This is a genomic window from Streptomyces sp. NPDC050842, assembly GCF_044456565.1.
Lineage (GTDB): Bacteria > Actinomycetota > Actinomycetes > Streptomycetales > Streptomycetaceae > Streptomyces.
This window is the reverse complement of the sequence record NZ_JBITGA010000004.1, coordinates 149,305-172,794: the sequence shown is the minus strand read 5'-3', so window position 1 is coordinate 172,794 and position 23,490 is coordinate 149,305. Positions and strand designations below refer to the sequence as shown.

The 23,490-nt window shown below is 70.5% G+C and carries 26 protein-coding genes and 5 tRNA genes; 25 read left to right on the top strand and 6 right to left on the bottom strand.

Annotated features, from left to right (window positions below; all coding sequences use genetic code 11):
* The first annotated feature begins 558 nt into the window (after positions 1-558).
* From ACIBG6_RS13935 to ACIBG6_RS13895, 9 genes are all read left to right on the top strand, one after another.
* A complete protein-coding gene (locus ACIBG6_RS13935; protein ID WP_399222824.1) occupies positions 559-771 on the top strand; it encodes a hypothetical protein in 213 nt (70 codons plus the stop codon).
* 91 nt (positions 772-862) lie between these two features.
* Positions 863-1,648, top strand: a complete 786-nt coding sequence (locus tag ACIBG6_RS13930; protein WP_024755926.1) for a fumarylacetoacetate hydrolase family protein — start codon at positions 863-865, stop codon at positions 1,646-1,648.
* On the top strand, positions 1,641-3,155 hold the full coding sequence (gene gltX, locus ACIBG6_RS13925) for a glutamate--tRNA ligase (RefSeq protein WP_399222823.1): 1,515 nt from the start codon (positions 1,641-1,643) through the stop codon (positions 3,153-3,155). Before ACIBG6_RS13930 ends, gltX begins: the two co-directional genes overlap by 8 nt.
* A 116-nt stretch (positions 3,156-3,271) precedes the next feature.
* On the top strand, positions 3,272-3,994 hold the full coding sequence (locus tag ACIBG6_RS13920; protein WP_399222822.1) for an HAD family hydrolase: 723 nt from the start codon (positions 3,272-3,274) through the stop codon (positions 3,992-3,994).
* Positions 3,995-4,087: 93 nt separating this feature from the next.
* Positions 4,088-4,159: transfer RNA gene (locus ACIBG6_RS13915), tRNA-Gln, on the top strand.
* A gap of 41 nt (positions 4,160-4,200) precedes the next feature.
* Positions 4,201-4,273 (top strand) — tRNA-Glu (locus ACIBG6_RS13910).
* Positions 4,274-4,357: 84 nt separating this feature from the next.
* Positions 4,358-4,430 (top strand) — tRNA-Glu (locus ACIBG6_RS13905).
* 14 nt (positions 4,431-4,444) lie between these two features.
* Positions 4,445-4,516, top strand: a tRNA-Gln gene (locus ACIBG6_RS13900).
* 42 nt (positions 4,517-4,558) lie between these two features.
* A tRNA-Glu gene (locus ACIBG6_RS13895) sits at positions 4,559-4,631 on the top strand.
* A gap of 169 nt (positions 4,632-4,800) precedes the next feature.
* Here ACIBG6_RS13895 and ndgR read toward each other — a convergent pair.
* Positions 4,801-5,517, bottom strand: coding sequence for an IclR family transcriptional regulator NdgR (ndgR, locus tag ACIBG6_RS13890; RefSeq protein WP_017235973.1), 717 nt, complete (start codon positions 5,515-5,517; stop codon positions 4,801-4,803).
* A gap of 140 nt (positions 5,518-5,657) precedes the next feature.
* Between ndgR and leuC the strand changes: the two genes are divergently transcribed.
* The 4 genes from leuC (at position 5,658) to ACIBG6_RS13870 (ending at position 8,874) form a co-directional block, all read left to right on the top strand.
* Positions 5,658-7,082, top strand: a complete 1,425-nt coding sequence (gene leuC / locus ACIBG6_RS13885; RefSeq protein WP_399222820.1) for a 3-isopropylmalate dehydratase large subunit — start codon at positions 5,658-5,660, stop codon at positions 7,080-7,082.
* Positions 7,083-7,088: 6 nt separating this feature from the next.
* Positions 7,089-7,682 carry a 3-isopropylmalate dehydratase small subunit gene (leuD, locus tag ACIBG6_RS13880; protein WP_399222819.1) on the top strand — a complete coding sequence of 198 codons (594 nt, stop codon included), beginning with the start codon at positions 7,089-7,091 and terminating at the stop codon, positions 7,680-7,682.
* Between the two features lie 104 nt (positions 7,683-7,786).
* Positions 7,787-8,014 (top strand): hypothetical protein, encoded by a 228-nt coding sequence (locus ACIBG6_RS13875; protein ID WP_030325570.1) that lies wholly within the window; start codon positions 7,787-7,789, stop codon positions 8,012-8,014.
* Positions 8,015-8,157: 143 nt separating this feature from the next.
* Entirely contained in the window at positions 8,158-8,874 is a 717-nt protein-coding gene (locus tag ACIBG6_RS13870; RefSeq protein ID WP_399222818.1) for an HU family DNA-binding protein, read from the top strand.
* 87 nt (positions 8,875-8,961) lie between these two features.
* Here the strand turns inward: ACIBG6_RS13870 and ACIBG6_RS13865 are convergent, their stop codons facing one another.
* Positions 8,962-9,171 (bottom strand): hypothetical protein, encoded by a 210-nt coding sequence (locus ACIBG6_RS13865; RefSeq protein WP_024755919.1) that lies wholly within the window; start codon positions 9,169-9,171, stop codon positions 8,962-8,964.
* A gap of 10 nt (positions 9,172-9,181) precedes the next feature.
* Complete coding sequence (cofC, locus tag ACIBG6_RS13860; RefSeq protein ID WP_399222817.1) at positions 9,182-9,829, bottom strand: 2-phospho-L-lactate guanylyltransferase; 648 nt, start codon at positions 9,827-9,829, stop codon at positions 9,182-9,184.
* A gap of 126 nt (positions 9,830-9,955) precedes the next feature.
* Between cofC and ACIBG6_RS13855 the strand changes: the two genes are divergently transcribed.
* The 3 genes from ACIBG6_RS13855 (at position 9,956) to ACIBG6_RS13845 (ending at position 12,922) form a co-directional block, all read left to right on the top strand.
* Positions 9,956-10,708, top strand: a complete 753-nt coding sequence (locus ACIBG6_RS13855; protein ID WP_399222816.1) for a lysophospholipid acyltransferase family protein — start codon at positions 9,956-9,958, stop codon at positions 10,706-10,708.
* Positions 10,705-11,706, top strand: coding sequence for an NAD(P)H-dependent glycerol-3-phosphate dehydrogenase (locus ACIBG6_RS13850; protein ID WP_399222815.1), 1,002 nt, complete (start codon positions 10,705-10,707; stop codon positions 11,704-11,706). The genes ACIBG6_RS13855 and ACIBG6_RS13850 overlap by 4 nt, the downstream gene beginning before the upstream one ends.
* 76 nt (positions 11,707-11,782) lie before the next feature.
* The gene (locus ACIBG6_RS13845) at positions 11,783-12,922 is read left to right on the top strand and encodes a D-alanine--D-alanine ligase family protein (protein ID WP_399222814.1); all 1,140 of its coding nucleotides are present in this window, start codon (positions 11,783-11,785) and stop codon (positions 12,920-12,922) included.
* A gap of 30 nt (positions 12,923-12,952) precedes the next feature.
* Here the strand turns inward: ACIBG6_RS13845 and ACIBG6_RS13840 are convergent, their stop codons facing one another.
* Positions 12,953-13,450 (bottom strand): DUF3515 domain-containing protein, encoded by a 498-nt coding sequence (locus ACIBG6_RS13840; RefSeq protein WP_399222813.1) that lies wholly within the window; start codon positions 13,448-13,450, stop codon positions 12,953-12,955.
* Between the two features lie 20 nt (positions 13,451-13,470).
* Positions 13,471-13,704: an Lrp/AsnC family transcriptional regulator gene (locus ACIBG6_RS13835; RefSeq protein ID WP_015036438.1), complete on the bottom strand. Its 234-nt coding sequence runs from the start codon at positions 13,702-13,704 to the stop codon at positions 13,471-13,473.
* A gap of 233 nt (positions 13,705-13,937) precedes the next feature.
* Here ACIBG6_RS13835 and ACIBG6_RS13830 point away from each other — a divergent pair, with 233 nt between their 5' ends.
* Both ACIBG6_RS13830 and thiD read left to right on the top strand, forming a co-directional pair.
* Entirely contained in the window at positions 13,938-14,900 is a 963-nt protein-coding gene (locus tag ACIBG6_RS13830) for a thiamine-phosphate kinase (RefSeq protein ID WP_317599510.1), read from the top strand.
* A 35-nt stretch (positions 14,901-14,935) separates the two neighbouring features.
* Positions 14,936-15,739, top strand: a complete 804-nt coding sequence (gene thiD / locus ACIBG6_RS13825) for a bifunctional hydroxymethylpyrimidine kinase/phosphomethylpyrimidine kinase (protein WP_399223351.1) — start codon at positions 14,936-14,938, stop codon at positions 15,737-15,739.
* Between the two features lie 105 nt (positions 15,740-15,844).
* On the opposite strand, the gene rpmB is transcribed toward thiD, so the two are convergent.
* Complete coding sequence (gene rpmB, locus ACIBG6_RS13820) at positions 15,845-16,030, bottom strand: 50S ribosomal protein L28 (RefSeq protein WP_003957616.1); 186 nt, start codon at positions 16,028-16,030, stop codon at positions 15,845-15,847.
* Between the two features lie 274 nt (positions 16,031-16,304).
* On the opposite strand from rpmB, the gene ACIBG6_RS13815 reads away from it, so the two are divergent.
* The 7 genes from ACIBG6_RS13815 (at position 16,305) to rpmF (ending at position 23,480) form a co-directional block, all read left to right on the top strand.
* The gene (locus ACIBG6_RS13815) at positions 16,305-17,939 is read left to right on the top strand and encodes a DAK2 domain-containing protein (RefSeq protein WP_399222812.1); all 1,635 of its coding nucleotides are present in this window, start codon (positions 16,305-16,307) and stop codon (positions 17,937-17,939) included.
* A 40-nt stretch (positions 17,940-17,979) separates the two neighbouring features.
* Positions 17,980-20,196, top strand: coding sequence for an ATP-dependent DNA helicase RecG (gene recG, locus ACIBG6_RS13810; protein WP_399222811.1), 2,217 nt, complete (start codon positions 17,980-17,982; stop codon positions 20,194-20,196).
* Positions 20,197-20,263: 67 nt separating this feature from the next.
* Positions 20,264-20,848, top strand: a complete 585-nt coding sequence (rsmD, locus tag ACIBG6_RS13805) for a 16S rRNA (guanine(966)-N(2))-methyltransferase RsmD (RefSeq protein ID WP_317599518.1) — start codon at positions 20,264-20,266, stop codon at positions 20,846-20,848.
* Between the two features lie 26 nt (positions 20,849-20,874).
* Positions 20,875-21,354, top strand: a complete 480-nt coding sequence (gene coaD, locus ACIBG6_RS13800) for a pantetheine-phosphate adenylyltransferase (RefSeq protein ID WP_314620756.1) — start codon at positions 20,875-20,877, stop codon at positions 21,352-21,354.
* Positions 21,355-21,464: 110 nt separating this feature from the next.
* On the top strand, positions 21,465-22,523 hold the full coding sequence (locus ACIBG6_RS13795; protein WP_399222810.1) for an ATP synthase F0 subunit B: 1,059 nt from the start codon (positions 21,465-21,467) through the stop codon (positions 22,521-22,523).
* A gap of 73 nt (positions 22,524-22,596) precedes the next feature.
* On the top strand, positions 22,597-23,304 hold the full coding sequence (locus ACIBG6_RS13790) for a YceD family protein (protein ID WP_399223350.1): 708 nt from the start codon (positions 22,597-22,599) through the stop codon (positions 23,302-23,304).
* Between the two features lie 2 nt (positions 23,305-23,306).
* A complete protein-coding gene (gene rpmF, locus ACIBG6_RS13785; RefSeq protein ID WP_015036448.1) occupies positions 23,307-23,480 on the top strand; it encodes a 50S ribosomal protein L32 in 174 nt (57 codons plus the stop codon).
* Positions 23,481-23,490: the final 10 nt, after the last annotated feature.

The following is a 23,490-nucleotide window of genomic DNA, read 5'->3' as shown; positions in this document are numbered from 1 at the left end:
TCTGGACCAGGCGTCCTTCCGGGTGAACGGAGAGGACGGTGTCGGCGTCGTAGGGACGCAGGCTGCGCCCCAAGGTGATCGTCGGTGACCGGCGCAGTTCCCCCTTCCCCGCCACTCGGAACCGGCGCTGCGTTGCGCCCCCTGCGCGCCGGCTTGAAACCCGCGACGGTGCGTGGAATTCCAGCACAGTGCCGGACCTCCAACAAGGGCCCCGTGTCGGACCCGGAGCGGGATGACAACCCGTACTCGATGCGTCACCCCATGTAGAAGATGATCAGGGAGGATTCGGGCGTTTCTCCTTGAATGGGTCCCGGTGCCTGTGTGTCCCAGTCGCGATGATCAGGAGCGGAATAGAGCATTCAGTGCCGGAATGCCCGTTTCCGTGACGGGTCGCGGCAGTCCGTAATGCCGGAAATGTGGAGTGATTGGTGAGCAAACTCACACGATGATCGTTGTCTTAGCCATGCATTCGAAGGGAATCGCATGTTTAGCCTGACGCTTTACACGATGCTCGCGCCCGCACGGGCGCCCCTCCCGGGACAGGGTCTGATCAACACCATGAACCCCACGAACACCGCGACGCTCCAGTCCACGGCCAACCCCCGCCGCTCCACCCTCGTGCACCTCGAGGACGCCGCACAGCTCGGCCGGCCCGCCCTGCCGGAGTACGCCACCGAACTCCCCGGGCAGACGGCCAACCCGCGCCGCACCATCCTCATGACCGCCCCCGCGCCCTACGAGCCGGCCCCGTACGCCTCCGCGTCCCGCTGACACCGCCGACACCGCCGGTCGGCCACCCCCTCGCCGCGTTAGCCTGGACCGTCAGACTCCAGCCAGTACCAAGTGAGGGGCGACAGCACTCGTGCGCATCGCCAGATTCTCCATCGACGGCAATGTGGCCTTCGGCGCCGTCGAGGGCGAGGGAACCGTCGAATCCGGCGGCCTCGTCCTCGACATCATCAAGGGCATCCCGTACACCGACTTCGAGCTCAGCGGCACCAAGGTCCCGCTCAGCAAGGTACGGCTCCTGCCGCCCGTGCTCCCCAACAAGGTCGTGGCCATCGGCCGCAACTACGCGGAGCACGCCGCCGAACTCGGCAACGAGGTCCCCGACGTACCCGTCGCCTTCTTCAAGCCCACCACCTCGGTGATCGGCTCCGGCGACGCCATCGAGTACCCCTCCTTCTCCAACGAGCTGCACCACGAGGCCGAGCTGGCCGTGGTCATCGGCCGCATGTGCCGCGAGGTTCCGCGCGAGCGCGTCAAGGACGTCATCTTCGGCTACACCTGTGCCAACGACGTCACCGCCCGCGACGCCCAGCAGCGCGAGAAGCAGTGGGCCCGCGCCAAGGGCTTCGACACCTCCTGCCCCCTGGGGCCCTGGGTGGAGACGGACCTCGACCCGAGCGACCTGACCATCCAGGCCACGGTCAACGGCGAACAGCGCCAGCTGGGTCGGACGAGCGACATGATCCGCTCCATCGAGGACCTGGTCGTCCACATCACCGAGGCCATGACGCTGCTCCCCGGCGACGTCATCCTCACCGGCACCCCCGCCGGGGTCGGCCCCCTCAACGTCGGCGACGAGGTCGCCGTCACCATCGAAGGCATCGGCACTCTCACCAATAAGGTGATCAAGCGTGGCTAACGCGAACTCCCCCAAGCTCTCGACTTCGCTCGAGCAGGGGGCACCCCCCCGCGTCCGTTTCTGTCCCTCGCCGACCGGCAACCCCCACGTGGGCCTGGTCCGCACCGCTCTCTTCAACTGGGCCTTCGCCCGGCACAACGAGGGCACCATGGTCTTCCGTATCGAGGACACCGACGCTGCGCGCGACTCCGAGGAGTCGTACGACCAGCTGCTCGACTCCCTGAAGTGGCTCGGGCTCGACTGGGACGAGGGCCCGGAGGTCGGCGGCCCGCACGCGCCGTACCGCCAGTCGCAGCGGATGGACATCTACAAGGACGTCGCGGAGAAGCTGCTCGCCGGCGGCTACGCGTACCACTGCTTCTGCACCGCCGTGGAGCTGGAGGCCCGTCGTGACGCGGCCCGCCTCGCCGGCAAGCCGTCCGGCTACGACGGCACCTGCCGCAACCTGAGCGCCGAGCGCATCGAGCGCTACCGCGCCGAGGGCCGCGACGCGATCGTCCGCTTCAAGATGCCCGACGAGCCGATCACCTTCACCGACCTGGTCCGCGGCGAGCTCACCTTCACCCCGGACAACGTCCCGGACTACGGCATCGTGCGCGCCAACGGCGCCCCGCTGTACACCCTGGTCAACCCGGTCGACGACGCCCTGATGGAGATCACCCACGTCCTGCGCGGCGAGGACCTGCTCTCCTCCACCCCGCGCCAGATCGCGCTCTACAAGGCGCTGATCGAGCTGGGCGTCGCCAAGGAGATCCCCGCCTTCGGCCACCTGCCGTACGTGATGGGCGAGGGCAACAAGAAGCTCTCCAAGCGCGACCCGGAAGCCTCCCTCAACCTCTACCGGGAGCGCGGCTTCCTCCGCGAGGGCCTGCTGAACTACCTGTCCCTCCTGGGCTGGTCGTTCTCCGCGGACCAGGACATCTTCACCATCGAGCAGATGGTGTCGAAGTTCGACATCGCCGACGTCAACGCCAACCCGGCGCGCTTCGACCTCAAGAAGGCCGAGTCGATCAACGCGGACCACATCCGCATGCTGGACGTGAAGGCCTTCGCCGAGGCCTGCGAGCCCTGGCTCCAGGCCCCGCACGCCGACTGGGCGCCCGAGGACTTCGACCGCGCCGCCTGGGAGGCCATCGCGCCGCACGCCCAGACCCGTATCACCGTCCTCTCGGACATCACGGCCAACGTCGACTTCCTCTTCCTCCAGGAGCCGGTCTTCGACCAGCCCTCGTGGGACAAGGCGATGAAGGGCGAGCCGGCCGCGCTGCTCACCACGGCCCGCGAGAAGCTCGTGGACGCCGACTGGAGCGACCCCGAGTCCCTCAAGAACGCCGTCCTGACCGCCGGCGAGGCCCACGGCCTCAAGCTCGGCAAGGCCCAGGCCCCGGTCCGCGTCGCCGTCACCGGTCGCACGGTCGGCCTTCCCCTCTTCGAGTCCCTGGAGATCCTGGGCAAGGAGAAGTCCCTGGCGCGCATCGACGCCGCGCTGGCGAAGCTCGCCGGCTGAGCCGCGTACATCCGTCCCCGGGGGCGGCGACCGGAACTCCGGTCGCCGCCCCCAGGGCGTTTCCCGGCCCGGACGAAACAGCCGCGCGGGACGGGGCGCGGCGGTACGGTCGTGGCATGAGCATCCGCGCCGTCCTGTGGGACGTGGACGACACGATCTTCGACTACGAGGGTGCCGACCGCGCCGGCATGCGCGGGCACCTGGCGACCGAAGGCCTGCTCGACGGGTACGACTCCGTCGACCAGGCCCTGGAGCGCTGGAAGGAACTCACGGAACTCCACTGGCGCCGCTTCGAGATCGAGGGCGGCGACTTCCAGGACCAGCGGCGGGCCCGGGTCCGGGACTTCCTCGGGGCGCCGGAGCTCACCGCCGCCGGGGCCGACGACTGGTTCGACCGGTACGTCGTCCACTACCAGGCGGCCTGGGAGCTCTTCCCCGACACCCTGCCCGTCCTCGACCTGCTCGCGGACGACTACCGGCACGCGGTCCTGTCGAACTCCAGCATCCACGCCCAGGAACCCAAGCTCCGCGCCCTGGGCGTCCGCGACCGTTTCGAGGCCGTCCTGTGCGCCGCCGAGCTCGGTGTCGCCAAACCGGCCGCCGAGGCCTTCCACGCCGCCTGCACGGCCCTCGGCCTGGCCCCGGAGGAGATCGCGTACGTCGGGGACCAGCCCGACACCGACGCGCGGGGCGCGGTGGAGGCGGGGCTCCTGGGCATCTGGCTGGACCGCGCGGACATCGGCGGCCGGCCCGAGCTGCGACGGATCACGGACCTCCGCCAGCTCCCCGCCCTGCTCGGCGGGGATACCCGTTTTGGAGCACCGTCCACCTTCGGGTAATGTTCTTTCTGCGCCGAGGGGAACAAGCCGAAAGGCAAGAACCCGGAAAGCGCAAGCCGAGTAAGGTCCTCCCTGGTGGGGACGTTGCCCCGGTGGCCTATGGTGTAATTGGCAGCACGACGGTTTCTGGTTCCGTTAGTCTTGGTTCGAGTCCAGGTAGGCCAGCTCGCAGAGCTCATCTGCAACTCGTGGATGGCATCCACAAAGCCCCCGTTGTGTAGCGGCCTAGCACGCCGCCCTCTCAAGGCGGTAGCGCCGGTTCGAATCCGGTCGGGGGTACAGATCCATCCTGCGGAACACTTGGGTAGCTCCCGGTGAATCCGCGGTGACATCACCCGGCTCATGCCGGGTGGGATCGCTAGGGCCCCCGTTGTGTAGCGGCCTAGCACGCCGCCCTCTCAAGGCGGTAGCGCCGGTTCGAATCCGGTCGGGGGTACGGTGTAACCACCATGGCCTATGGTGTAATTGGCAACACTACGGTTTCTGGTACCGTCATTCTTGGTTCGAGTCCAGGTAGGCCAGCTCGCAGAGCTCATCTGCACCCGCGGATCTGATCCGCAAAAGGCCCCCGTTGTGTAGCGGCCTAGCACGCCGCCCTCTCAAGGCGGTAGCGCCGGTTCGAATCCGGTCGGGGGTACAGAACGAGGAAGCCCTTCCCTTCGGGGGAGGGCTTCTTCGCTGTTCGCGCGCGACTGTCACGCAGGAGAAGCGTGCACAACTCCGGCCCACCGCTGCGGCGTTGAAGCGGTGGGCCGAGGTTGTTCGGGCGGGGCGGCGGGAGAAGGCTGCCAGGAGGGACGGAAGCGTCAGCCGTTGCGGCGGAGCGCCTCGGAGAGACGGGCGGCGGCGTCGATGACCGCTTGGGCGTGCATACGGCCCGGGTGGCGCGTCAGACGCTCGATCGGACCCGAGACCGACACGGCGGCCACGACGCGGTTCGAAGGGCCGCGTACGGGCGCGGAGACGGACGCGACGCCCGGCTCCCGCTCACCGATCGACTGGGCCCAGCCGCGGCGCCGTACGCCCGACAGGGCCGTCGCCGTGAAGCGGGCGCCCTGGAGGCCGCGGTGCAGCCGCTCGGGCTCCTCCCAGGCCATCAGGATCTGCGCCGACGAGCCGGCCTTCATCGTCAGCGTCGAGCCGACCGGGACGGTGTCCCGCAGGCCCGAGAGCCGCTCGGCCGCCGCCACGCAGATGCGCATGTCACCCTGGCGCCGGTAGAGCTGCGCGCTCTCGCCGGTGACATCGCGCAGATGCGTCAGCACGGGACCGGCGGTCGCGAGCAGGCGGTCCTCGCCGGCCGCGGCCGCGAGCTCCGAGAGGCGCGGTCCGAGGATGAACCGGCCCTGCATGTCACGCGCCACCATCCGGTGGTGTTCCAGTGCCACGGCGAGTCGATGTGCCGTGGGTCGTGCGAGTCCCGTCGCCGCGACCAGTCCTGCGAGGGTGGCCGGACCGGACTCCAGGGCGCTCAGGACAAGGGCTGCCTTGTCGAGAACGCCTACGCCGCTAGAGTTGTCCATGCAACGATATTCGCGTCTCACTCTGTGAAACGCAAGTTCAATTTTCCGAGGACCTTGGCACTCTGGAGATGCGGCCGCACAACGGCCCGCGAAACGGGTCTCTAGTTGTGCCGGCGTAGACGTCGGCCGGAGGGAAAGCGATGGGTAGGACACTCGCGGAGAAGGTCTGGGACGACCATGTCGTCCGGCGCGCCGAGGGCGAGCCCGACCTCCTCTTCATCGATCTGCACCTGCTGCACGAGGTGACCAGCCCGCAGGCCTTCGACGGCCTCCGCCAGAACGGCCGGCAGGTGCGGCGCCTCGACCTCACCATCGCCACCGAGGACCACAACACCCCGACCCTCGACATCGACAAGCCCATCGCCGACCCCGTCTCCCGCGCCCAGCTGGAGACCCTGCGGAAGAACTGCGCCGAGTTCGGCGTCCGGCTGCACCCGCTGGGCGACGTCGAGCAGGGCGTCGTCCACGTCGTCGGACCGCAGCTGGGCCTGACCCAGCCGGGCACGACCGTGGTCTGCGGCGACTCGCACACCTCCACGCACGGCGCCTTCGGCGCGCTGGCGTTCGGCATCGGCACCAGCCAGGTCGAGCACGTGCTCGCCACCCAGACGCTGCCGCTGGCCCGCCCGAAGACCATGGCCATCACGATCGACGGCGAACTGCCCGAGGACGTCACCGCCAAGGACCTGATCCTCGCGATCATCGCGAAGATCGGCACCGGCGGCGGCCAGGGCTACATCCTGGAGTACCGCGGCTCCGCCATCGAGAAGCTCTCGATGGAGTCCCGGATGACCATCTGCAACATGTCGATCGAGGCCGGCGCCCGCGCGGGCATGATCGCCCCCGACGAGACCACCTTCGCCTACCTGGAGGGTCGTGCCCACGCCCCCGAGGGCGAGGACTGGGACGCCGCCGTCGCGTACTGGAAGACGCTGAAGTCCGACGAGGACGCCGTCTTCGACGCCGAGGTCGTCATCGACGCCGCCTCGCTGGCGCCGTTCGTCACCTGGGGCACCAACCCCGGCCAGGGTGCGCCGCTTTCGGCGAACGTCCCCGACCCGGCTTCGTACGAAGACGCTTCGGAGCGCCACGCCGCCGAAAAGGCCCTGGAGTACATGGGGTTGACCGCCGGGCAGCCGCTGCGCGACATCAAGGTCGACACCGTCTTCGTAGGCTCCTGCACCAATGGCCGCATCGAGGACCTGCGCAACGCCGCCGGACTGCTCCAGGGCCGTCAGGTCGCCGACGGCGTCCGCATGCTGGTCGTCCCCGGCTCCGTCCGGGTCGCCCTGCAGGCCGTGGAGGAGGGCCTGGACAAGGTCTTCAAGGAGGCCGGCGCCGAATGGCGGCACGCGGGCTGTTCGATGTGTCTGGGCATGAACCCCGACCAACTGGCCCCCGGTGAGCGCTCCGCGTCCACCTCCAACCGCAACTTCGAGGGCCGGCAGGGCAAGGGCGGCCGGACCCATCTGGTCTCGCCCCAGGTCGCCGCCGCCACCGCCGTCCTGGGCCACCTGGCCTCCCCGGCCGATCTGTCCGACGCCACCACCACCGCGGGGGTCTGAGGAACCATGGAAGCTTTCACCAAGCACACCGGCCGGGCCGTCCCGCTGCGCCGCAGCAACGTCGACACCGACCAGATCATCCCGGCGCACTGGCTCAAGAAGGTCACCCGCGACGGCTTCGAGGACGGCCTCTTCGAGGCCTGGCGCAAGGACTCCGAGTTCATCCTCAACCGCCCCGAGCGGCAGGGCGCCTCGGTCCTGGTGGCCGGCCCCGACTTCGGCACCGGCTCCTCCCGTGAGCACGCCGTCTGGGCGCTCCAGAACTACGGCTTCCAGACGGTCATCTCCGCCCGGTTCGCCGACATCTTCCGCGGCAACTCGCTGAAGAACGGCCTGCTCACCGTCGTCCTGCCGCAGGAGACGGTGGACGCCCTCTGGGAGCTGACCGAGGCCGACCCGACCGCCGAGATCACGGTCGACCTGGAGCAGCGCAAGGTCCTGGCCGCCGGGATCGACGCGGACTTCGAGCTCGACGAGAACGCCCGCTGGCGTCTGCTGAACGGACTCGACGACATCAGCCTCACCCTTCAGAACGAAGCCGACATCGCGGCCTACGAGGCGGCACGACCGGCCCATAAGCCCCGTACAATTACGGTCTGAGCAGCGCTTTTCCAAGACTGCGCCCCCCACCGCCTGGTGGGGGGCGCAGTCGCTTGTTGGGACCCTGTCGGGCGACAACTCGCCCTAGATGGCACAATCGGTGCATGGAACGCGACAGCCAACTCGAGCTCTACGAGTCAGTCGCCGCCCGATTGAAGGAAGCGCACACAAGAGTGCGCTCACTGCAAGTCCCGGAGGGCGTAAGGATGGCGCTGTCCCGGAAGCTGCTGGTCGTGACGGCCGCGGCGAAGCACGATCTCAAGGACGCGGCAACGCGTCTGGACCGGTTGATGAAGGACCTCGACGAGGGCCGATTCCCAGAGGACGACTGACACCAGGAACTCCGCGACGGGTCTTTTGCGTTGCGGCACTAGGGTGATTAGCCCGTTTCGTGTTTGATTTGCGGTATATACATGCCTAACGTGCGAAAAAGCTTGAACACTTTCGTTCTGGCAATGTCTCCGAAGGGGAAGACGTGAACAAGGCGCAGCTCGTAGAAGCGATTGCCGACAAGATGGGCGGTCGCCAGCAGGCCGCCGAAGCCGTCGACCACGTGCTCGACGCCATCGTGCGTGCCGTGGTCGGTGGCGACCGGGTCTCGGTCACGGGCTTCGGCTCGTTCGAGAAGGTCGACCGTCCGGCCCGCTACGCCCGCAACCCGCAGACGGGCGAGCGCGTCCGGGTCAAGAAGACCTCGGTTCCGCGCTTCCGCGCGGGTCAGGGCTTCAAGGACCTGGTCAGCGGCTCGAAGAAGCTCCCCAAGGGTGGCGAGGTCTCCGTCAAGAAGGCCCCCAAGGGCAGCCTCACCGGTGGTGCCGCCGCCGCGACCGTGAAGAAGGCCGCGGCGAAGAAGGCCACCACCGCCAAGAAGGCCGCCGCGAAGAAGGCGACCCCGGCGAAGAAGGCCACGACGGCCGCCGCGAAGAAGGCGACCCCGGCCAAGAAGACCACCACCACCACCACCGCGGCGGCGAAGAAGACCACCGCGGCGGCGAAGAAGGCCTCGACGGCGGCGAAGAAGACCACGACCGCCGCCGCGAAGAAGACCACCACGGCCGCGGCGAAGAAGGCCGTCAAGGCCACGGCCAAGAAGACCGCGCCGGCCGCGAAGAAGGCCACGGCGACGAAGGCGCCCGCGAAGAAGACCACGGCGCGCAAGACGACCGCCAAGAAGGCTGCCGCCAAGAAGTAGGACGAGCGGTACCACCCGCCGGGCCGGGCTCCCCATCCAGGAGCCCGGCCCGCGGCGCGTTCGCGTGGAAGGCCAGAAGGCCAGAGGTCAGAAGGTCTGGAGCGTCACCAGCGTGATCCGCAGGCCGGCCCCGGACGTCCCCGGCTCCGCCTCGATCCGCACCCGCTGCCCCGGCCGGAGCAGTCGCAGCCCGCCCGCGTCGAAGGCCTCCGCCCCGAAATCCACCGGGGTGCCGTCGTCGAGCAGCACACTTCCGCTGCGGGTCTCGGAGTCGTACGTGAACGCGGTCGCCTGCATGGACCGCAGCCTATCCGGCCGCCGGCAGCCACTGGGCGGCCGTCCGCGGGCCGAGCCCCAGCGCCCGGGCCTCCGCCAGATCCTCGCCGGTGTCCACGTCCCGGCGTACGGAATCCACCCCGGTCAGCCGGATTTCCACCGCACCCGACGACAAATGGCGCAGTCTCGACGCGCCCCCGAATGCCGGTTCCAATTCCACCCCCGGACCCGCCGAGAGGAATGTCGTACCTATTTCGGCGGCATCCGCGAGAAATGCCCTCGGAAATTTCCGGGCGGTGTCCAGGACCCGGGCCAGCTCCGCGGTCCGCAGTGCCGGCAGATCGGCGTTGAGCGCCGCCACCCGCGCGTGCGGCCGCCGCTCCCGTATCGCGCCGACCCCGTACTCCAGCGCCGCGTTGAGCCCCGCCGCCGGCAGGTCGGGCACGATCCGCGCCCCCAGGGCCGCGAGGGCGGCCCGGGCCGTCGGATCGTCCGTGACGACCACCACATCCCGTACGCGCGCGCAGTTCAGCGCCGCCCCCACCGTGTCCTGGGCGAACGCCAGGGCGAGCCGGGGGCGCAGCAGGGCTCCCGTCGCCGCGGCCAGTCTGCTCTTCGCCAGGGCAAGGGGTTTCAGGGGTAAGACGAGGCACCAGCCGTCGTCCGCGTCACTGTTCATCGGGGCCCATTCTGTCCCGCCCGCGCGGTCCGGCGGAGGCCCCGGGGCGTACCGTGTCCTCGACAGACCAGGAGCACGGGGCGACACTTGACCCCCTGCCAGCCAGTCCCGGAGAAAGGTGTCCGAGTGCCCCGCCGCAGAATCGGCTTCTGGTACCGCCTCGCGGCGGTCATCGCCAAACCCCCCTTGGTGGTTCTGTTCAAGAGGGACTGGCGCGGTATGGAGCACATTCCGGCCGACGGTGGATTCATCACCGTGGTCAACCACAACTCGTACCTGGACCCGCTGTCGTACGCGCATTACCAGTACAACACCGGCCGGGTCCCGCGCCTTCTCGCCAAGGCGGGCCTCTTCAAGAGCCCCTTCGTCGGCATGATGCTGCGCAACACCGGCCAGATCCCCGTCTACCGCGAGACCACCAACGCGCTGGACGCCTTCCGGGCCGCCGTCGACGCGATCGAGCGCGGCGAGTGCGTCGCCTTCTATCCCGAGGGCACCCTGACCCGCGACCCCGACATGTGGCCCATGGCGGGCAAGACCGGCGCCGCCCGCGTCGCGCTCCTCACCAAGGTCCCGGTCATCCCGGTGGCCCAGTGGGGCGCCAACCTCGCGATGCCGCCGTACGCCAAGGACAAGAAGCTCAGCCTGTTCCCCCGCAAGACGCTGACCGTGCAGGCCGGTCCGCCCGTCGACCTCTCCCGTTTCGACGGCCTGGAGGCGACGCCCGAGGTGCTCCGCGAGGCCACCGAGGCGATCATGGCCGCCATCACCTCCCTCCTGGAGGAGGTCCGCGGCGAGAAGGCGCCCGACGAACCGTACGACCACCGCAAGGCCCGCCTCGAACAGCGACGCAAGGCCGCCGAGGGAGGCACCAAGTGACCAAGGCAGCCGTCTTCGGCAACGGATCCTGGGGCACCGCGTTCGCCATGGTGCTCGCCGACGCGGGCTGCGAGGTGAGCCTCTGGGGCCGCCGCGCGGAGCTCGCGAAGGAGATCAACACCACCCGGGTCAACCCCGACTACCTTCCGGGCATCGAACTCCCGAGGGCGATCACGGCCACCGCGGACCCGGCCGAGGCCGCCCACGACGCCGACTTCACCGTCCTCGTCGTCCCCTCGCAGACCCTGCGCGGCAACCTCGCCGCCTGGAAGCCGCTGCTCGCCCCCGACACCGTCCTCGTCTCCCTCATGAAGGGCGTCGAACTCGGCACCGCCGAGCGGATGAGCGAGGTCGTCATGGAGGTCGCGGACGTGCCCGCCGAGCGCGTGGCCGTCCTCACCGGACCCAACCTGGCCCTGGAGATCGCCTCCCGGCAGCCCGCCGCCGCCGTCGTCGCCTGCGTCGACGAGTCGGTCGCGCAGCGGTTCCAGGCGGCCTGCATGACCCCGTACTTCCGCCCGTACACGCACACCGACGTCGTCGGCTGCGAGCTCGGCGGCGCGGTCAAGAACGTCATCGGACTCGCCGTCGGCATCGCCAACGGCATGGGACTCGGCGACAACTCGAAGGCCACGCTCATCACCCGCGGCCTCGCCGAGACCACCCGCCTCGGCCTCGCCATGGGCGCCGACCCGCTCACCTTCTCCGGCCTCGCGGGCCTCGGCGACCTGGTGGCGACCTGCTCCTCGCCGCTCTCCCGGAACAACACCTTCGGCACCAACCTGGGCCGCGGGATGACCCTCCAGGAGACCATCGCGGCCACCAAGCAGACCGCCGAGGGCGTCAAGTCCTGTGAGTCCGTGCTCGATCTGGCCCGCCGCCACGGCGTCGACATGCCGATCACCGAGACCGTCGTCTCGATCGTCCACGAGGGCAAGCCGCCGGTCGTCGCCCTCAAGGAGCTGATGTCCCGCAGCGCGAAGTCCGAGCGCCGCTGACGGACGGGTGACGGACGCGCGCGGGGGGAGCGGGGCGCTCAGCCGTTCGGGAGCCGCAAGGTACGCTCATCGCGATATGAGCGAGAACACCCAGAGCCCCCGCAAGCCGCGCGTGGCCGTCGTCTTCGGCGGTCGCAGCTCCGAGCACGCCATCTCCGTCGTCACGGCGGGCGCCGTCCTGAGCGCCATCGACCGGGACAAGTACGACGTGCTGCCCATCGGCATCACGACGGACGGGCGCTGGGCGCTCACCGCCGACGCCCCCGAGCGCATGGCCATCGCCGACCGCGCCCTGCCGAACGTCGCCGACCTGGCCGAGTCCACGGAAGGCGGCGTCGTCCTCTCCGTCGACCCCGCGAACCGCGAGGTCGTCCTCAGCGAGCCCGGCTCCGTCCCGCGGGCCCTCGGCGAGGTCGACGTGGTCTTCCCGATGCTGCACGGCCCGTACGGCGAGGACGGCACCCTCCAGGGCCTCCTGGAGCTCTCCGGCGTCCCCTACGTCGGCGCGGGCGTCCTCGCCTCCGCCGTCGGCCAGGACAAGGAGTACATGAAGCGCGTCTTCGTCTCCTTCGGCCTCCCGGTCGGCCCGTACGAGGTCATCCGCCCGCGCGAGTGGGACCAGAACCCGGCCGCCGCCCGCAAGAAGATCGTCGAGTTCGCCGCCGAGCACGGCTGGCCGCTCTTCGTGAAGCCGGCACGCGGCGGCTCGTCCATGGGCATCACCAAGGTCGACGACCTCTCGGGCCTCGACGAGGCCATCGAGGAGGCCCGCCGCCACGACCCCAAGATCCTCGTCGAGTCGCTCCTGCGCGGCCGCGAGATCGAGTGCGGCGTCCTGGAGTTCGAGGACGGCCCGCGCGCCAGCGTGCCGGCCGAGATCCCGCCCGTCACCGACCACGACTTCTACGACTTCGAGGCCAAGTACATCGACTCGGCCTCCGGCATCGTGCCCGCCCCGATCGGCGACGAGGCCACCGCCGAGATCCAGCGCCTGGCCGTCGCCGCGTACGAGGCGGTCTCCTGCGAGGGACTGGTCCGCGCCGACTTCTTCCTCACGGAGGACGGCGAGTTCGTGATCAACGAGATCAACACGATGCCCGGCTTCACGCCCATCTCCATGTACCCGCGGATGTGGCAGGAGAGCGGCGTGAGCTACCCCGAGCTCGTCGACCGGCTGATCCAGGCCGCGCTGACCCGCTCCACGGGCCTGCGCTAGCCGTACCGGACCGTGAGATCCGGAGTGCGCCTAGACGCACTCCGGATCGAGGCCGCAGGGGATCGCCTTCTCCACGGAGGCGGCGAGATCGGCGAGCGGTGTGGCGTCGTGCTGATACCGCTCGTCCAGCGTCACCTCGACGTACGTCTCCCGGTACACCGACGTGAAACGGGGTCCGCCGCCCTCCGGACGCTCCAGCATCCAGTTCACGCCGTTCGCCTCGACGGCCTGGGAGTTCGGATCGCTCATCTTTTCGGGCCGGGGGACCCCGCAGCGCAGTACGATCGCACCGTCACCCCACCCGGCGGTCAGCTCGGAGCCCGGCTCAGGATCGCTCCGCTCAAGACCCGCCACGGTGTCGGGCAGCTCCTTCTCCAGCGCCCGGCAGAGGCTCGCCTCCGCCGCCGGGGGGTGGGGAACCGCCACGGACGCCCCGGCGTCCGTCCAGGAGCAGCCGGTGGCGGCCAGCAGCAGGACGGCTGCCGTGACGGCGGCGGGCAGGCCGAAGGGCCGGTGGGAAGACTTCACCGGCCAAGCGTAGACGGGGGCTACAGATGAACGACCGGGCAGGTGAGGGTGCGCGTGATGCCGTCCACTTGCTGGACCTTGGCGACCACCATGCGGCCCAACTCGTCCACCGTGTCCGCCTGCGCGCGCACGATCACGTCGTAGGGTCCGGTCACGTCTTCGGCCTGGAGCACCCCCGGGATCTTGGAGATGGTGTCGGCGACGGTCGACGCCTTGCCCACCTCGGTCTGGATGAGGATGTACGCCTGTACCACGGAACCTCCAGGGCGACCACGAGGATCTTGTGGGAGAAAGGGACGCCACGGTACCGCGTCGCCGCGGGCCACGGGGAGACCCGCGCGTCCCGGGGCACTCGCGTTGTGGCGTACGCACGACAGAAGTTGACGGTCTACTTGACGGTACCCAGCACGGTGACGGCCCGCGACCCGCGGCGCGCCCAGGCACGCCCCCGCCCGCCGGCCGGCACGAAGACACGAGGTGAGACGCGGTGAAGGGCACAGTCGGAGAGCTGGGCGAGTTCGGGCTCATCAGAGAGCTCACGTCCCGGCTCACCTCCACCCCGGCGGTACGGATCGGGCCCGGCGACGACGCCGCGGTCGTCTCCGCACCCGACCGGCGCGTGGTGGCCAGCACGGACATCCTCCTCGAAGGACGTCACTTCCGCCGCGACTGGTCGACGGCGTACGACGTCGGCCGCAAGGCCGCCGCGCAGAACCTCGCGGACATCGCCGCCATGGGCGCGGTCCCCACCGCGCTCCTCCTCGGCCTCGTCGTCCCCGCCGAACTGCCCGCCACCTGGCCCGTCGAACTCATGGACGGATTGCGCGACGAATGTCAGGTCGCGGGCGCGGCCGTCGTCGGCGGCGACGTCGTCCGGGGCGACACCATCACCATCGCCATCACCGCCCTCGGCGACCTCCGCAACCACGACCCGGTGACCCGGGGCGGGGCCCAGCCCGGCGACGTCGTCGCCTACACGGGCTGGCTCGGCTGGTCCGCCGCCGGATACGCCGTGCTCTCCCGCGGCTTCCGCTCGCCCCGCGCCTTCGTCGAGGCCCACCGCAGGCCCGAGCCGCCGTACCACGCGGGCCCCGCCGCCGCGGGACTCGGCGCCACCGCCATGTGCGACGTCAGCGACGGCCTCATCGCCGACCTCGGCCACATCGCCGAGGCCAGCAAGGTCCGCATCGACCTGCGCTCCGGGCTCATCGACATCCCCACCCAGATGAACGACATCGGCCAGGCCGTCGGCGTCGACCCCATGCAGTGGGTGCTCACCGGGGGAGAGGACCACGCCATCGTGGCCACCTTCCCGCCGGACGTGAAGCTCCCCGCCCGCTGGAAGGTCATCGGCGAGGTCCTGAACCCCTCGGCGCTGCCGCAGGTCACCGTGGACGGAGCCCCCTGGCACAGCACGGGCGGCTGGGACCACTTCGGGGAGACGGAGTGACGCCCTCCGGGCAGCCCCCGCTCGGGCCTCCGCTCGTGCCCCCGCTCGGGCCTCCGCTCGTCCTCACCGTCGCCGGATCCGACTCCGGCGGCGGCGCCGGCATCCAGGCCGACCTGAAGACGATGCTCGCGCTCGGCGTCCACGGCATGAGCGTGCTCACCGCCGTCACCGCCCAGAACTCGCGGGGCGTCCAAGGCGCGTGGGAGCTGCCCGAGGAGGCCGTACGGGCCCAGTACCGGGCCGTCGTCGACGACATCGGCGTCCAGGCGGTGAAGACGGGCATGCTGGCCTCCGCCGGGCTCGTCGAGACGGTGGCCGAACTCCTCGCCGGGACGGCGGCGCCCGTGGTCGTGGACCCGGTCGGCGTCTCCAAGCACGGGGACTCGCTGCTCGCCGCCTCGGCCCTGGAATCCGTCCGGACGAAGCTGCTGCCGGTCGCGACCGTCGCCACGCCCAACCTGGACGAGGTGGCGCAGCTCACAGGCGTCCACGTCGTGTACGAGGGCGACATGCGGGTGGCCGCCGAGGCGATCCTGTCGTACGGGGCGGACTGGGCCCTGATCAAGGGCGGGCACCTGCCCACGGGCCAGGAGGCCGTGGACCTGCTCACGGACGGCACCGAGGAACACTGGCTGCGTGCGCCCCGGCACGACAACCGGCACACGCACGGCACGGGCTGCACGCTCGCCTCGGCGGTGGCCTCGGGGCTCGCCAAGGGCCTGGCGGTGCCGGAGGCGGTACGGCAGGCCAAGGAGTACGTGACCGGGGCCATCGCCGCCGGATTCGCCCTGGGCACGGGCATAGGCCCGGTCGACCACGGCTGGCGGTTCAGGAAGTAGCCGGCTCTCCGGAAAGGATTCCGGGTACGGCAAAAGGCCGGTTCACCTAGGTGAACCGGCCTTTCAAGGCAACCGCAGGGGCTGCGCTACGACGGAACGTCGCGATTAGCGCGAGACCTTGCCGGCCTTGATGCACGAGGTGCAGACGTTGAGCCGCTTCGGCGTCCGACCGACCACGGCACGCACGCGCTGGATGTTCGGGTTCCAGCGACGGGACGTACGGCGGTGCGAGTGCGAAATGTTGTTGCCGAAGCCCGGCCCCTTGCCGCAGACGTCGCAGTTGGCAGCCACGGGTCACTCCAAAGACTTCAGATTTACAGTGAAATCCGGCGCACCGGAATCAGGAGTCTGAAGTGGCTTGCCGGGGGATGGCCCGGTGTGAACCGGGCAACCGAAGCAGCATACAACGCCTGCTTCGGTGGAACGAAACTACCATGGTCTGCGCCGACCTCGCCCCGGGCCCAGGTCACTGGGGGTCCCCCCTGCTCGAGCGAAGCCGAGAGCTTGGGGGAAGGACACCCCGGGTCTACCCTGCGGTGAGCTCACCGCCGAAGGAGGACCCCTGTTGTCGCGAGCCCTTCAGCCTTCCGAGGAGCTCGTCGAGCTCGACGCCGAAGCGCTCCGGACCTGGTCCGCGCGGGCGCTTGACGCCCTCGGGCGGGAGCGCGAGGAGATCGACGCGATCAACGTCTACCCGGTCGCGGACGGGGACACCGGCACCAACCTGTACCTGACGGCGGAAGCCGCCCACCAGGCCGTCGAAGCCGTCTTCTCCGCCGCCGAACCCGACGCCGCCGAGACCGTACGGGCCATGGCGCACGGGGCCCTGCTCGGCGCCCGCGGCAACTCCGGGACCATCCTCGCCCAGCTGCTGCGCGGCATGGCGGCCGTCCTCGCCGAGGGACGTGACGGTGATCACCTCGCCCGCGCCCTGGCGGAGGCCGCCGACGCGGCCCGCCGGGCCGTCGCCCACCCCGTCGAGGGCACGATCCTCACGGTGGCCTCCGCCGCCGCACGGGCCTGCACCGGCGGCGGCGGACTCGCGGAAGTGGCCGGAAGCGCCTACGAGGGCGCCACGACCGCCCTGGCGACCACCCGGGGCCAACTGGACGTCCTCACCCGCGCCGGGGTCGTGGACGCCGGCGGACAGGGCCTGGTGACCGTCCTCGGAGCGCTCGTGGAGACCGTGACCGGCCGGACGCCGGACCGCCCGGAGACGGCGCCGCACGGCGTGGTCGTACCGGCCCGGCCCGCCGCGCCCGACGAATGCGGCACCGAGGACGGACCCGCGTACGAGGTGATCTACCTCCTGGAGGCCGAGGACGCGGCCGTGGACCTGCTGCGGTCCCGCCTCGACGCACTGGGGGACTCCCTGGTCGTCGTCGGCGGCGACGGACTGTGGAACGTCCACGTGCACACCGACGACGCCGGAGCCGCCGTCGAGGTCGGCATCGAGGCGGGCCGGCCCCACCGGATCCGCGTCACCCACTTCGCGAGCGCCGCGCCGGAGACGGACGCGGACGCGCGCGGGGCGCGGGCCCAGCGCGCGGTGGTCGCCGTCGTCCCCGGCGAGGGCCTGGCCGGACTGTGCGCCGAGGCGGGCGCCACCACCGTCCAGACGCGGCCCGGCGAACAGCCCGCGGGGGACGAACTCGTCGACGCGATCCGACGGGCCCACGCCCGCGAGGTCGTCCTCCTGCCCAACGACACCGAACTCCGCCAGACCGCCGCCGCCGCGGCCGAACGGGTCAGGGCGGAGGGCATCCGCGTCGCCCTCATCCCGACCCGGGCCGCCGTCCAGGGCATCGCCGCCCTCGCCGTCCACGAACCGGACCGCCGCTTCGACGAGGACGTCGTCGCCATGACCGCCGCCGCCGGTGCCACCCGCTACGCCGAACTCGCCGTCGCGGAGCGCCAGTCCTTCACCTCGGCCGGCGTCTGCCAGGCCGGCGACGTCCTCGGCCTCATCGAGGGCGACGTCGCCGTCATCGGCCAGGACCTCACCGACACGGCCCGCACGGTCCTCGACCGCATGCTGTCGGCGGGCGGCGAACTCGTCACCCTGATCGTCGCCGACGACACCCCGCCCGACCTCGCCGCCGCCCTCGAACGCCACGTCCGCAGCGGCTACCTGGCCGTCGACACGACCACGTACCACGCGGGCGAAGGAGCCCCGCCGCTGCTCATCGGAGTGGAATGACCCGGGTGGGACACCCCGACTGTCGGTGGCGTGGTGTGCAATGGAACGCGTGCCCGCGCTCGACGAACCACTCAAGAAGTCCCTCGGCCCCGCCACCGCCAAGGTCATGGCCGAGGCACTCGACCTGCACACGGTCGGTGACCTGCTCCACCACTACCCCCGCCGGTACGCCGAGCGGGGGGAGCTGACCACACTCTCCGACCTGCCGCTCGACGAACACGTCACGGTCGTCGCGCAGGTCGCCGACGCCCGCGTGCTCACCTTCAACGGCTCCAAGGGACGCGGCCAGCGCCTCGAAGTGACCATCACGGACGGCAGCGGCCGCCTCCAACTGGTCTTCTTCGGCAAGGGCGTGCACAAGCCGCACAAGGACCTGCTGCCCGGCACCCGCGCGATGTTCTCCGGCAAGGTCTCGCTCTTCAACCGGCGCCTCCAGCTCGCCCATCCCGCGTACGAACTCCTCCGCGGCGACGGCGACGGCGACGAGACCACCGCGAGCGCCGACACGGTGGCCGGCTGGGCCGGGGCCCTCATCCCGATCTACCCGGCCACCACCAAACTGGAGTCCTGGAAGATCGCCAAGGCCGTCGACGCCGTCCTGCCGCACGCCGAGGACGCCGCCGACCCCCTGCCGCCCGCCCTGCGCGAGGGCCGCGGCCTCGCCGAGCTGCCCGAAGCCCTGCGGAAGATCCACCGTCCCCGTACCAAGGCGGACGTCGCCGACGCCCGCGACCGGCTCAAGTGGGACGAGGCCTTCGTCCTCCAGGTCGCCCTCGCCCGCCGGCGGCACGCCGACACCCAACTCCCCGCCGTCGCCCGGCGCCCCGTCCCCGGCGCCATCCTCGACGCCTTCGACGCCAAGCTGCCCTTCACCCTCACCGACGGCCAGCAGAAGGTCTCCCGCGAGATCTTCGACGACCTCGCCACCGAACACCCCATGCACCGCCTCCTCCAGGGAGAGGTCGGATCGGGCAAGACGATGGTGGCCCTGCGCGCCATGCTCGCCGTCGTCGACGCCGGGGGACAGGCCGCGATGCTCGCCCCCACCGAGGTCCTCGCCCAGCAGCACCACCGCTCGATCACCGAGATGATGGGCGAGCTCGCCGAGGGAGGCATGCTCGGCGGCGCCGACCGCGCCACCAAGGTCGTCCTGCTCACCGGCTCCATGGGCACCGCCGCCCGTCGGCAGGCCCTCCTCGACCTCGTCACCGGCGAGGCGGGGATCGTCATCGGCACGCACGCGCTGATCGAGGACAAGGTCCAGTTCCACGACCTCGGCCTGGTCGTCGTCGACGAACAGCACCGCTTCGGCGTCGAACAGCGCGACGCCCTGCGCGGCAAGGGCAAGCAGCCGCCCCACCTGCTCGTGATGACCGCCACCCCCATCCCGCGCACCGTCGCCATGACCGTCTTCGGCGACCTGGAGACCTCCGTCCTCGACCAGCTCCCCGCCGGACGCTCCCCGATCGCCACCCACGTCGTCCCCGCCGCCGACAAGCCGCACTTCCTCGCCCGCGCCTGGGAGCGGGTGCGCGAGGAGGTCGAGAACGGCCACCAGGCGTACGTCGTCTGCCCCCGGATCGGCGACGAGGAGGACCAGAAGAAGAAGTCCAAGTCGTCCGCCGAGGACGAGGCCGAGAAGCGCCCGCCGCTCGCCGTCCTGGAGGTCGCCGAGAAGCTCCGTACCGGCCCCCTCACCGGCCTGCGGATCGCCGTCCTGCACGGCAGGATGCACCCCGACGACAAGGACGACGTCATGCGCCGCTTCGCCGCCGGCGACCTCGACGTCCTCGTCGCCACCACCGTCATCGAGGTCGGCGTCAACGTCCCCAACGCCACCGCCATGGTGATCATGGACGGCGACCGCTTCGGCGTCTCCCAGCTCCACCAGCTCCGCGGCCGCGTCGGCCGCGGCTCCGCCCCCGGCCTCTGCCTCCTCGTCACCGAGATGCCCGAGGCCAGCCCCGCCCGGCAGCGCCTCGGCGCCGTCGCCGCCACCCTCGACGGCTTCGAGCTCTCCCGCATCGACCTCGAACAGCGCCGCGAGGGAGACGTCCTCGGCCAGGCCCAGTCCGGCGTCCGCTCCTCCCTGAAGGTGCTCACCGTCATCGACGACGAGGAGGTCATCGCCGCCGCCCGCGAGGAGGCCACCACCCTCGTCCTCGCCGACCCGGACCTCACCGCCCACCCCGGACTGCGCACCGCCCTCGAAGCCCTGCTCGACAAGGACCGGGAGGAATACCTGGAGAAGGGCTGACCCCGGGGCGGCGGCAACCGCCATAAGCTGTTGCGAACGCAATGGCTTACGGAGAACGAGGACACCGATGACCCGCGTGATCGCCGGCACCGCCGGCGGACGCCGACTTGCCGTGCCCCCCGGCACCGGCACCCGCCCCACCTCCGACCGGGCGCGCGAAGGCCTCTTCTCCACCTGGGAGGCGTTCCTCGGCACCCTGGACGGGACCCGGGTCGCCGACCTGTACGCGGGCTCCGGCGCCGTCGGGCTCGAAGCGCTGTCCCGGGGCGCGGTCCACGCGCTCCTCGTCGAGGCCGAGCCCCGCGCCGCGAAGACGATCCGCGAGAACATCAGGACACTGGGCCTGCCCGGCGCCGAGCTCCGGACCGGCAAAGCGGAGCAGATCGTCACGGGACCGGCCCCGGCCGACCCGTACGACTTGGTGTTCCTCGACCCTCCGTACGCCGTCGCGGACGACGATCTTCGGGAGATCCTCCTCACACTCCGCTCGGAGGGCTGGCTCACGGACGATGCCCTCGTCACCGTGGAGCGCAGCACCCGAGGCGGGGAGTTCGGCTGGCCGGCCGGATTCGAGCCACTGCGGGCCCGTCGTTACGGCGAGGGAACGTTTTGGTACGGTCGCGCCGCCTCTACGTGCGAAGACGCACCATGACCGGACCGGAGAGCGAGGGACTCACGTTGCGCCGCGCCGTCTGTCCGGGGTCATTCGACCCCATCACCAACGGACATCTCGACATCATCGCCCGCGCCTCCAAGCTGTACGACGTCGTACACGTCGCGGTGATGATCAACCAGTCCAAGCAGGGACTGTTCACGGTCGACGAGCGGATCGAGCTGATCCGCGAGGTCACCGCCGACTTCGGCAACGTCGAGGTGGAGTCCTTCCACGGACTGCTCGTCGACTTCTGCAAGCAGCGGGACATCCCCGCCATCGTCAAGGGCCTGCGTGCGGTCAGCGACTTCGACTACGAGTTGCAGATGGCGCAGATGAACATCGGGCTCTCGGGCGTGGAGACCCTCTTCGTCCCCACCAACCCGACGTACAGCTTCCTCTCCTCCTCGCTGGTCAAGGAGGTGGCGGCCTGGGGCGGCGACGTCTCCCACCTGGTCCCGCCGCAGGTCCTCGGCCGGCTGACCGAGCGCCTCGCGCGGAAGTGACACGCGGCCACCTCCACTGACGCTCCGTCACCTGGTGTCGGACGGGAGCCGACTGCCCTTACAGTCGTCCCGTCCGTCTCCATCCAGCTGTAGAGAGTGGCGAGCACCCGGTGGACGTGCAGAAGAAGCTCGACGAGATCGTCGCGACCGTTCAGGGCGCCCGTTCCATGCCCATGTCGGCATCCTGCGTGGTCAACCGCGCCGAGCTGCTCTCCCTGCTCGAAGAGGTACGGGACGCCCTGCCCGGCTCCCTGGCCCAGGCCCAGGAGCTGATCGGCGGCCGGGAGCAGATGGTCGAGCAGGCCCGTCAGGAGGCCGAGCGGATCATCGAGGCCGCCCACGCCGAGCGCGGCTCGATCGTCTCCGACACCCAGGTCGCCCGGGAGTCTCAGGGCGAGGCCGACCGGATCCTCGCCGAGGCCCGCCGCGAGGCCGAGGAGGTCCGCGCCGAGGCCGACGACTACGTCGACTCCAAGCTCGCGAACTTCGAGGTCGTCCTCAACAAGACGATCGGCTCCGTCGACCGGGGCCGCGAGAAGCTCCTCGGCCGCGGCCCGGGCCTCGACCAGGACGGTTACGCGGACGAGGACGCCCCCGAGTACAGCGCGGACCCGCAGACCCTGATCAGCCGGGCCGACGAGTACGTGGACGCCAAGCTGGGCGCCTTCGAGGCGGTCCTCAGCAAGACCCTGGAGGCCGTCGGCCGCGGCCGTCAGAAGCTGCACGGCCGGATCGCCACCGACGACCTCGGCGAGCACATGGCCGCCCAGGACGGTCTCGGCGGCACGGTGCACACGAGCGACGCCGACTACCTCGCCGGGCTCGCGGAGCTCGCCGACCCCCAGCCGGTCCCGGTCCCCGCACAGGCCCCCGCGCAGATCCCGGCCCAGCAGCAGCCCGACCCCTACGCGTACCAGCAGCACCAGCAGCCGCAGCAGGACCCGGCGTACGGCTACCAGCAGCAGCCGGACCCGTACGGGTACCAGCAGCAGCCCGACCCGTACGCGTACCAGGGTCAGTACGGCTACGAGCAGCAGCAGCCGCAGCAGCACCAGTACCAGCCCCAGGCCCCGCAGCAGCAGCCGGCCGCCGCGCTCGACGAGACCAGTTTCTTCGACACGAGCATGATCGACCTGGAGCAGTTGCGCCGGTACGAACAGGGGCAGTAAGGGGCACGGGGCCCGGATTGGGCCCTGAGCGAAGCGTCCAGTATCCTGGCTCTTCGGTCGCGCGTATTCCGCGATCCTTGCTGCCCACTTCTGGCAGCCCCCTCACGATTCGAAAGCAGGAAGAGCCCTGAGCGCGCGCCTCGACCACCGCAACCCCCTCGTGTTCGACACACACGAGCTGGGGCGGCGTCCTGGCTCCCTCCAGCGGCTCTCGCGTTCCGTCGAGGCCCCCACGGTCCTCGGCGTCGAAGGGGTCATCGGAGTGCCCGAGGGCGCTCCCGTGGAAATCGATCTCCGTCTTGAGTCGGTCATGGAAGGGGTGCTTGTCACAGGCACCGCCCGTGCATCGGCCGAGGGGGAGTGCGTAAGGTGTCTGGAGCCCGTCGAGCTTGATCTCGACGTGGACTTCCAGGAGATGTTCTCGTACCCCGACTCCGACGACCGGGGCCGCTCCAAGGCGGCCGCGGACGACGAAGCCGAGGAAGACGAGAGCATGACCCCCCTCGAGGACGGCATGTTCGACCTCGAACCCATGCTGCGTGATGCGGTGGTGCTCGCACTGCCGATGCAGCCGGTGTGCCGGGAGGACTGTGAGGGTCTGTGCTCCGAATGCGGAGCCAACCTGAACGAGAACCCGGGCCACCACCATGATGCCGTCGACGCCCGTTGGGCGGCATTGCAGGGACTCGCCGGTTCGCTGGGAACCGATGAGAAGGACAACATGAGCGGCAAAGCCTCTGACGGGGACGTCCGAAGCGCCGCCGAGAAGCAGGAGAAGTAGCCGTGGCTGTTCCGAAGCGGAAGATGTCGCGCAGCAACACGCGCCACCGCCGGTCGCAGTGGAAGGCTGCGGTCCCCACCCTGGTTTCGTGTGAGCGTTGCCAGGAGCCGAAGCTGCAGCACATCGCGTGCCCGAGCTGCGGCACCTACAACAAGCGCCAGGTCCTCTCGGTCTGATTGGGCTGGT

Excerpts from the sequence above, each read along its gene's own strand:
- ACIBG6_RS13935 (WP_399222824.1), top strand. The coding sequence starts at position 559 with ATGAACCCCACGAACACCGCGACGCTCCAGTCCACGGCCAACCCCCGC.
- ACIBG6_RS13920 (WP_399222822.1), top strand. The coding sequence starts at position 3,272 with ATGAGCATCCGCGCCGTCCTGTGGGACGTGGACGACACGATCTTCGAC.
- ndgR (WP_017235973.1), bottom strand. The coding sequence starts at position 5,517 with ATGGACAACTCTAGCGGCGTAGGCGTTCTCGACAAGGCAGCCCTTGTC.
- leuC (WP_399222820.1), top strand. The coding sequence starts at position 5,658 with ATGGGTAGGACACTCGCGGAGAAGGTCTGGGACGACCATGTCGTCCGG.
- leuD (WP_399222819.1), top strand. The coding sequence starts at position 7,089 with ATGGAAGCTTTCACCAAGCACACCGGCCGGGCCGTCCCGCTGCGCCGC.
- ACIBG6_RS13875 (WP_030325570.1), top strand. The coding sequence starts at position 7,787 with ATGGAACGCGACAGCCAACTCGAGCTCTACGAGTCAGTCGCCGCCCGA.
- ACIBG6_RS13865 (WP_024755919.1), bottom strand. The coding sequence starts at position 9,171 with ATGCAGGCGACCGCGTTCACGTACGACTCCGAGACCCGCAGCGGAAGT.
- cofC (WP_399222817.1), bottom strand. The coding sequence starts at position 9,829 with ATGAACAGTGACGCGGACGACGGCTGGTGCCTCGTCTTACCCCTGAAA.
- ACIBG6_RS13845 (WP_399222814.1), top strand. The coding sequence starts at position 11,783 with ATGAGCGAGAACACCCAGAGCCCCCGCAAGCCGCGCGTGGCCGTCGTC.
- recG (WP_399222811.1), top strand. The coding sequence starts at position 17,980 with ATGGAACGCGTGCCCGCGCTCGACGAACCACTCAAGAAGTCCCTCGGC.
- rsmD (WP_317599518.1), top strand. The coding sequence starts at position 20,264 with ATGACCCGCGTGATCGCCGGCACCGCCGGCGGACGCCGACTTGCCGTG.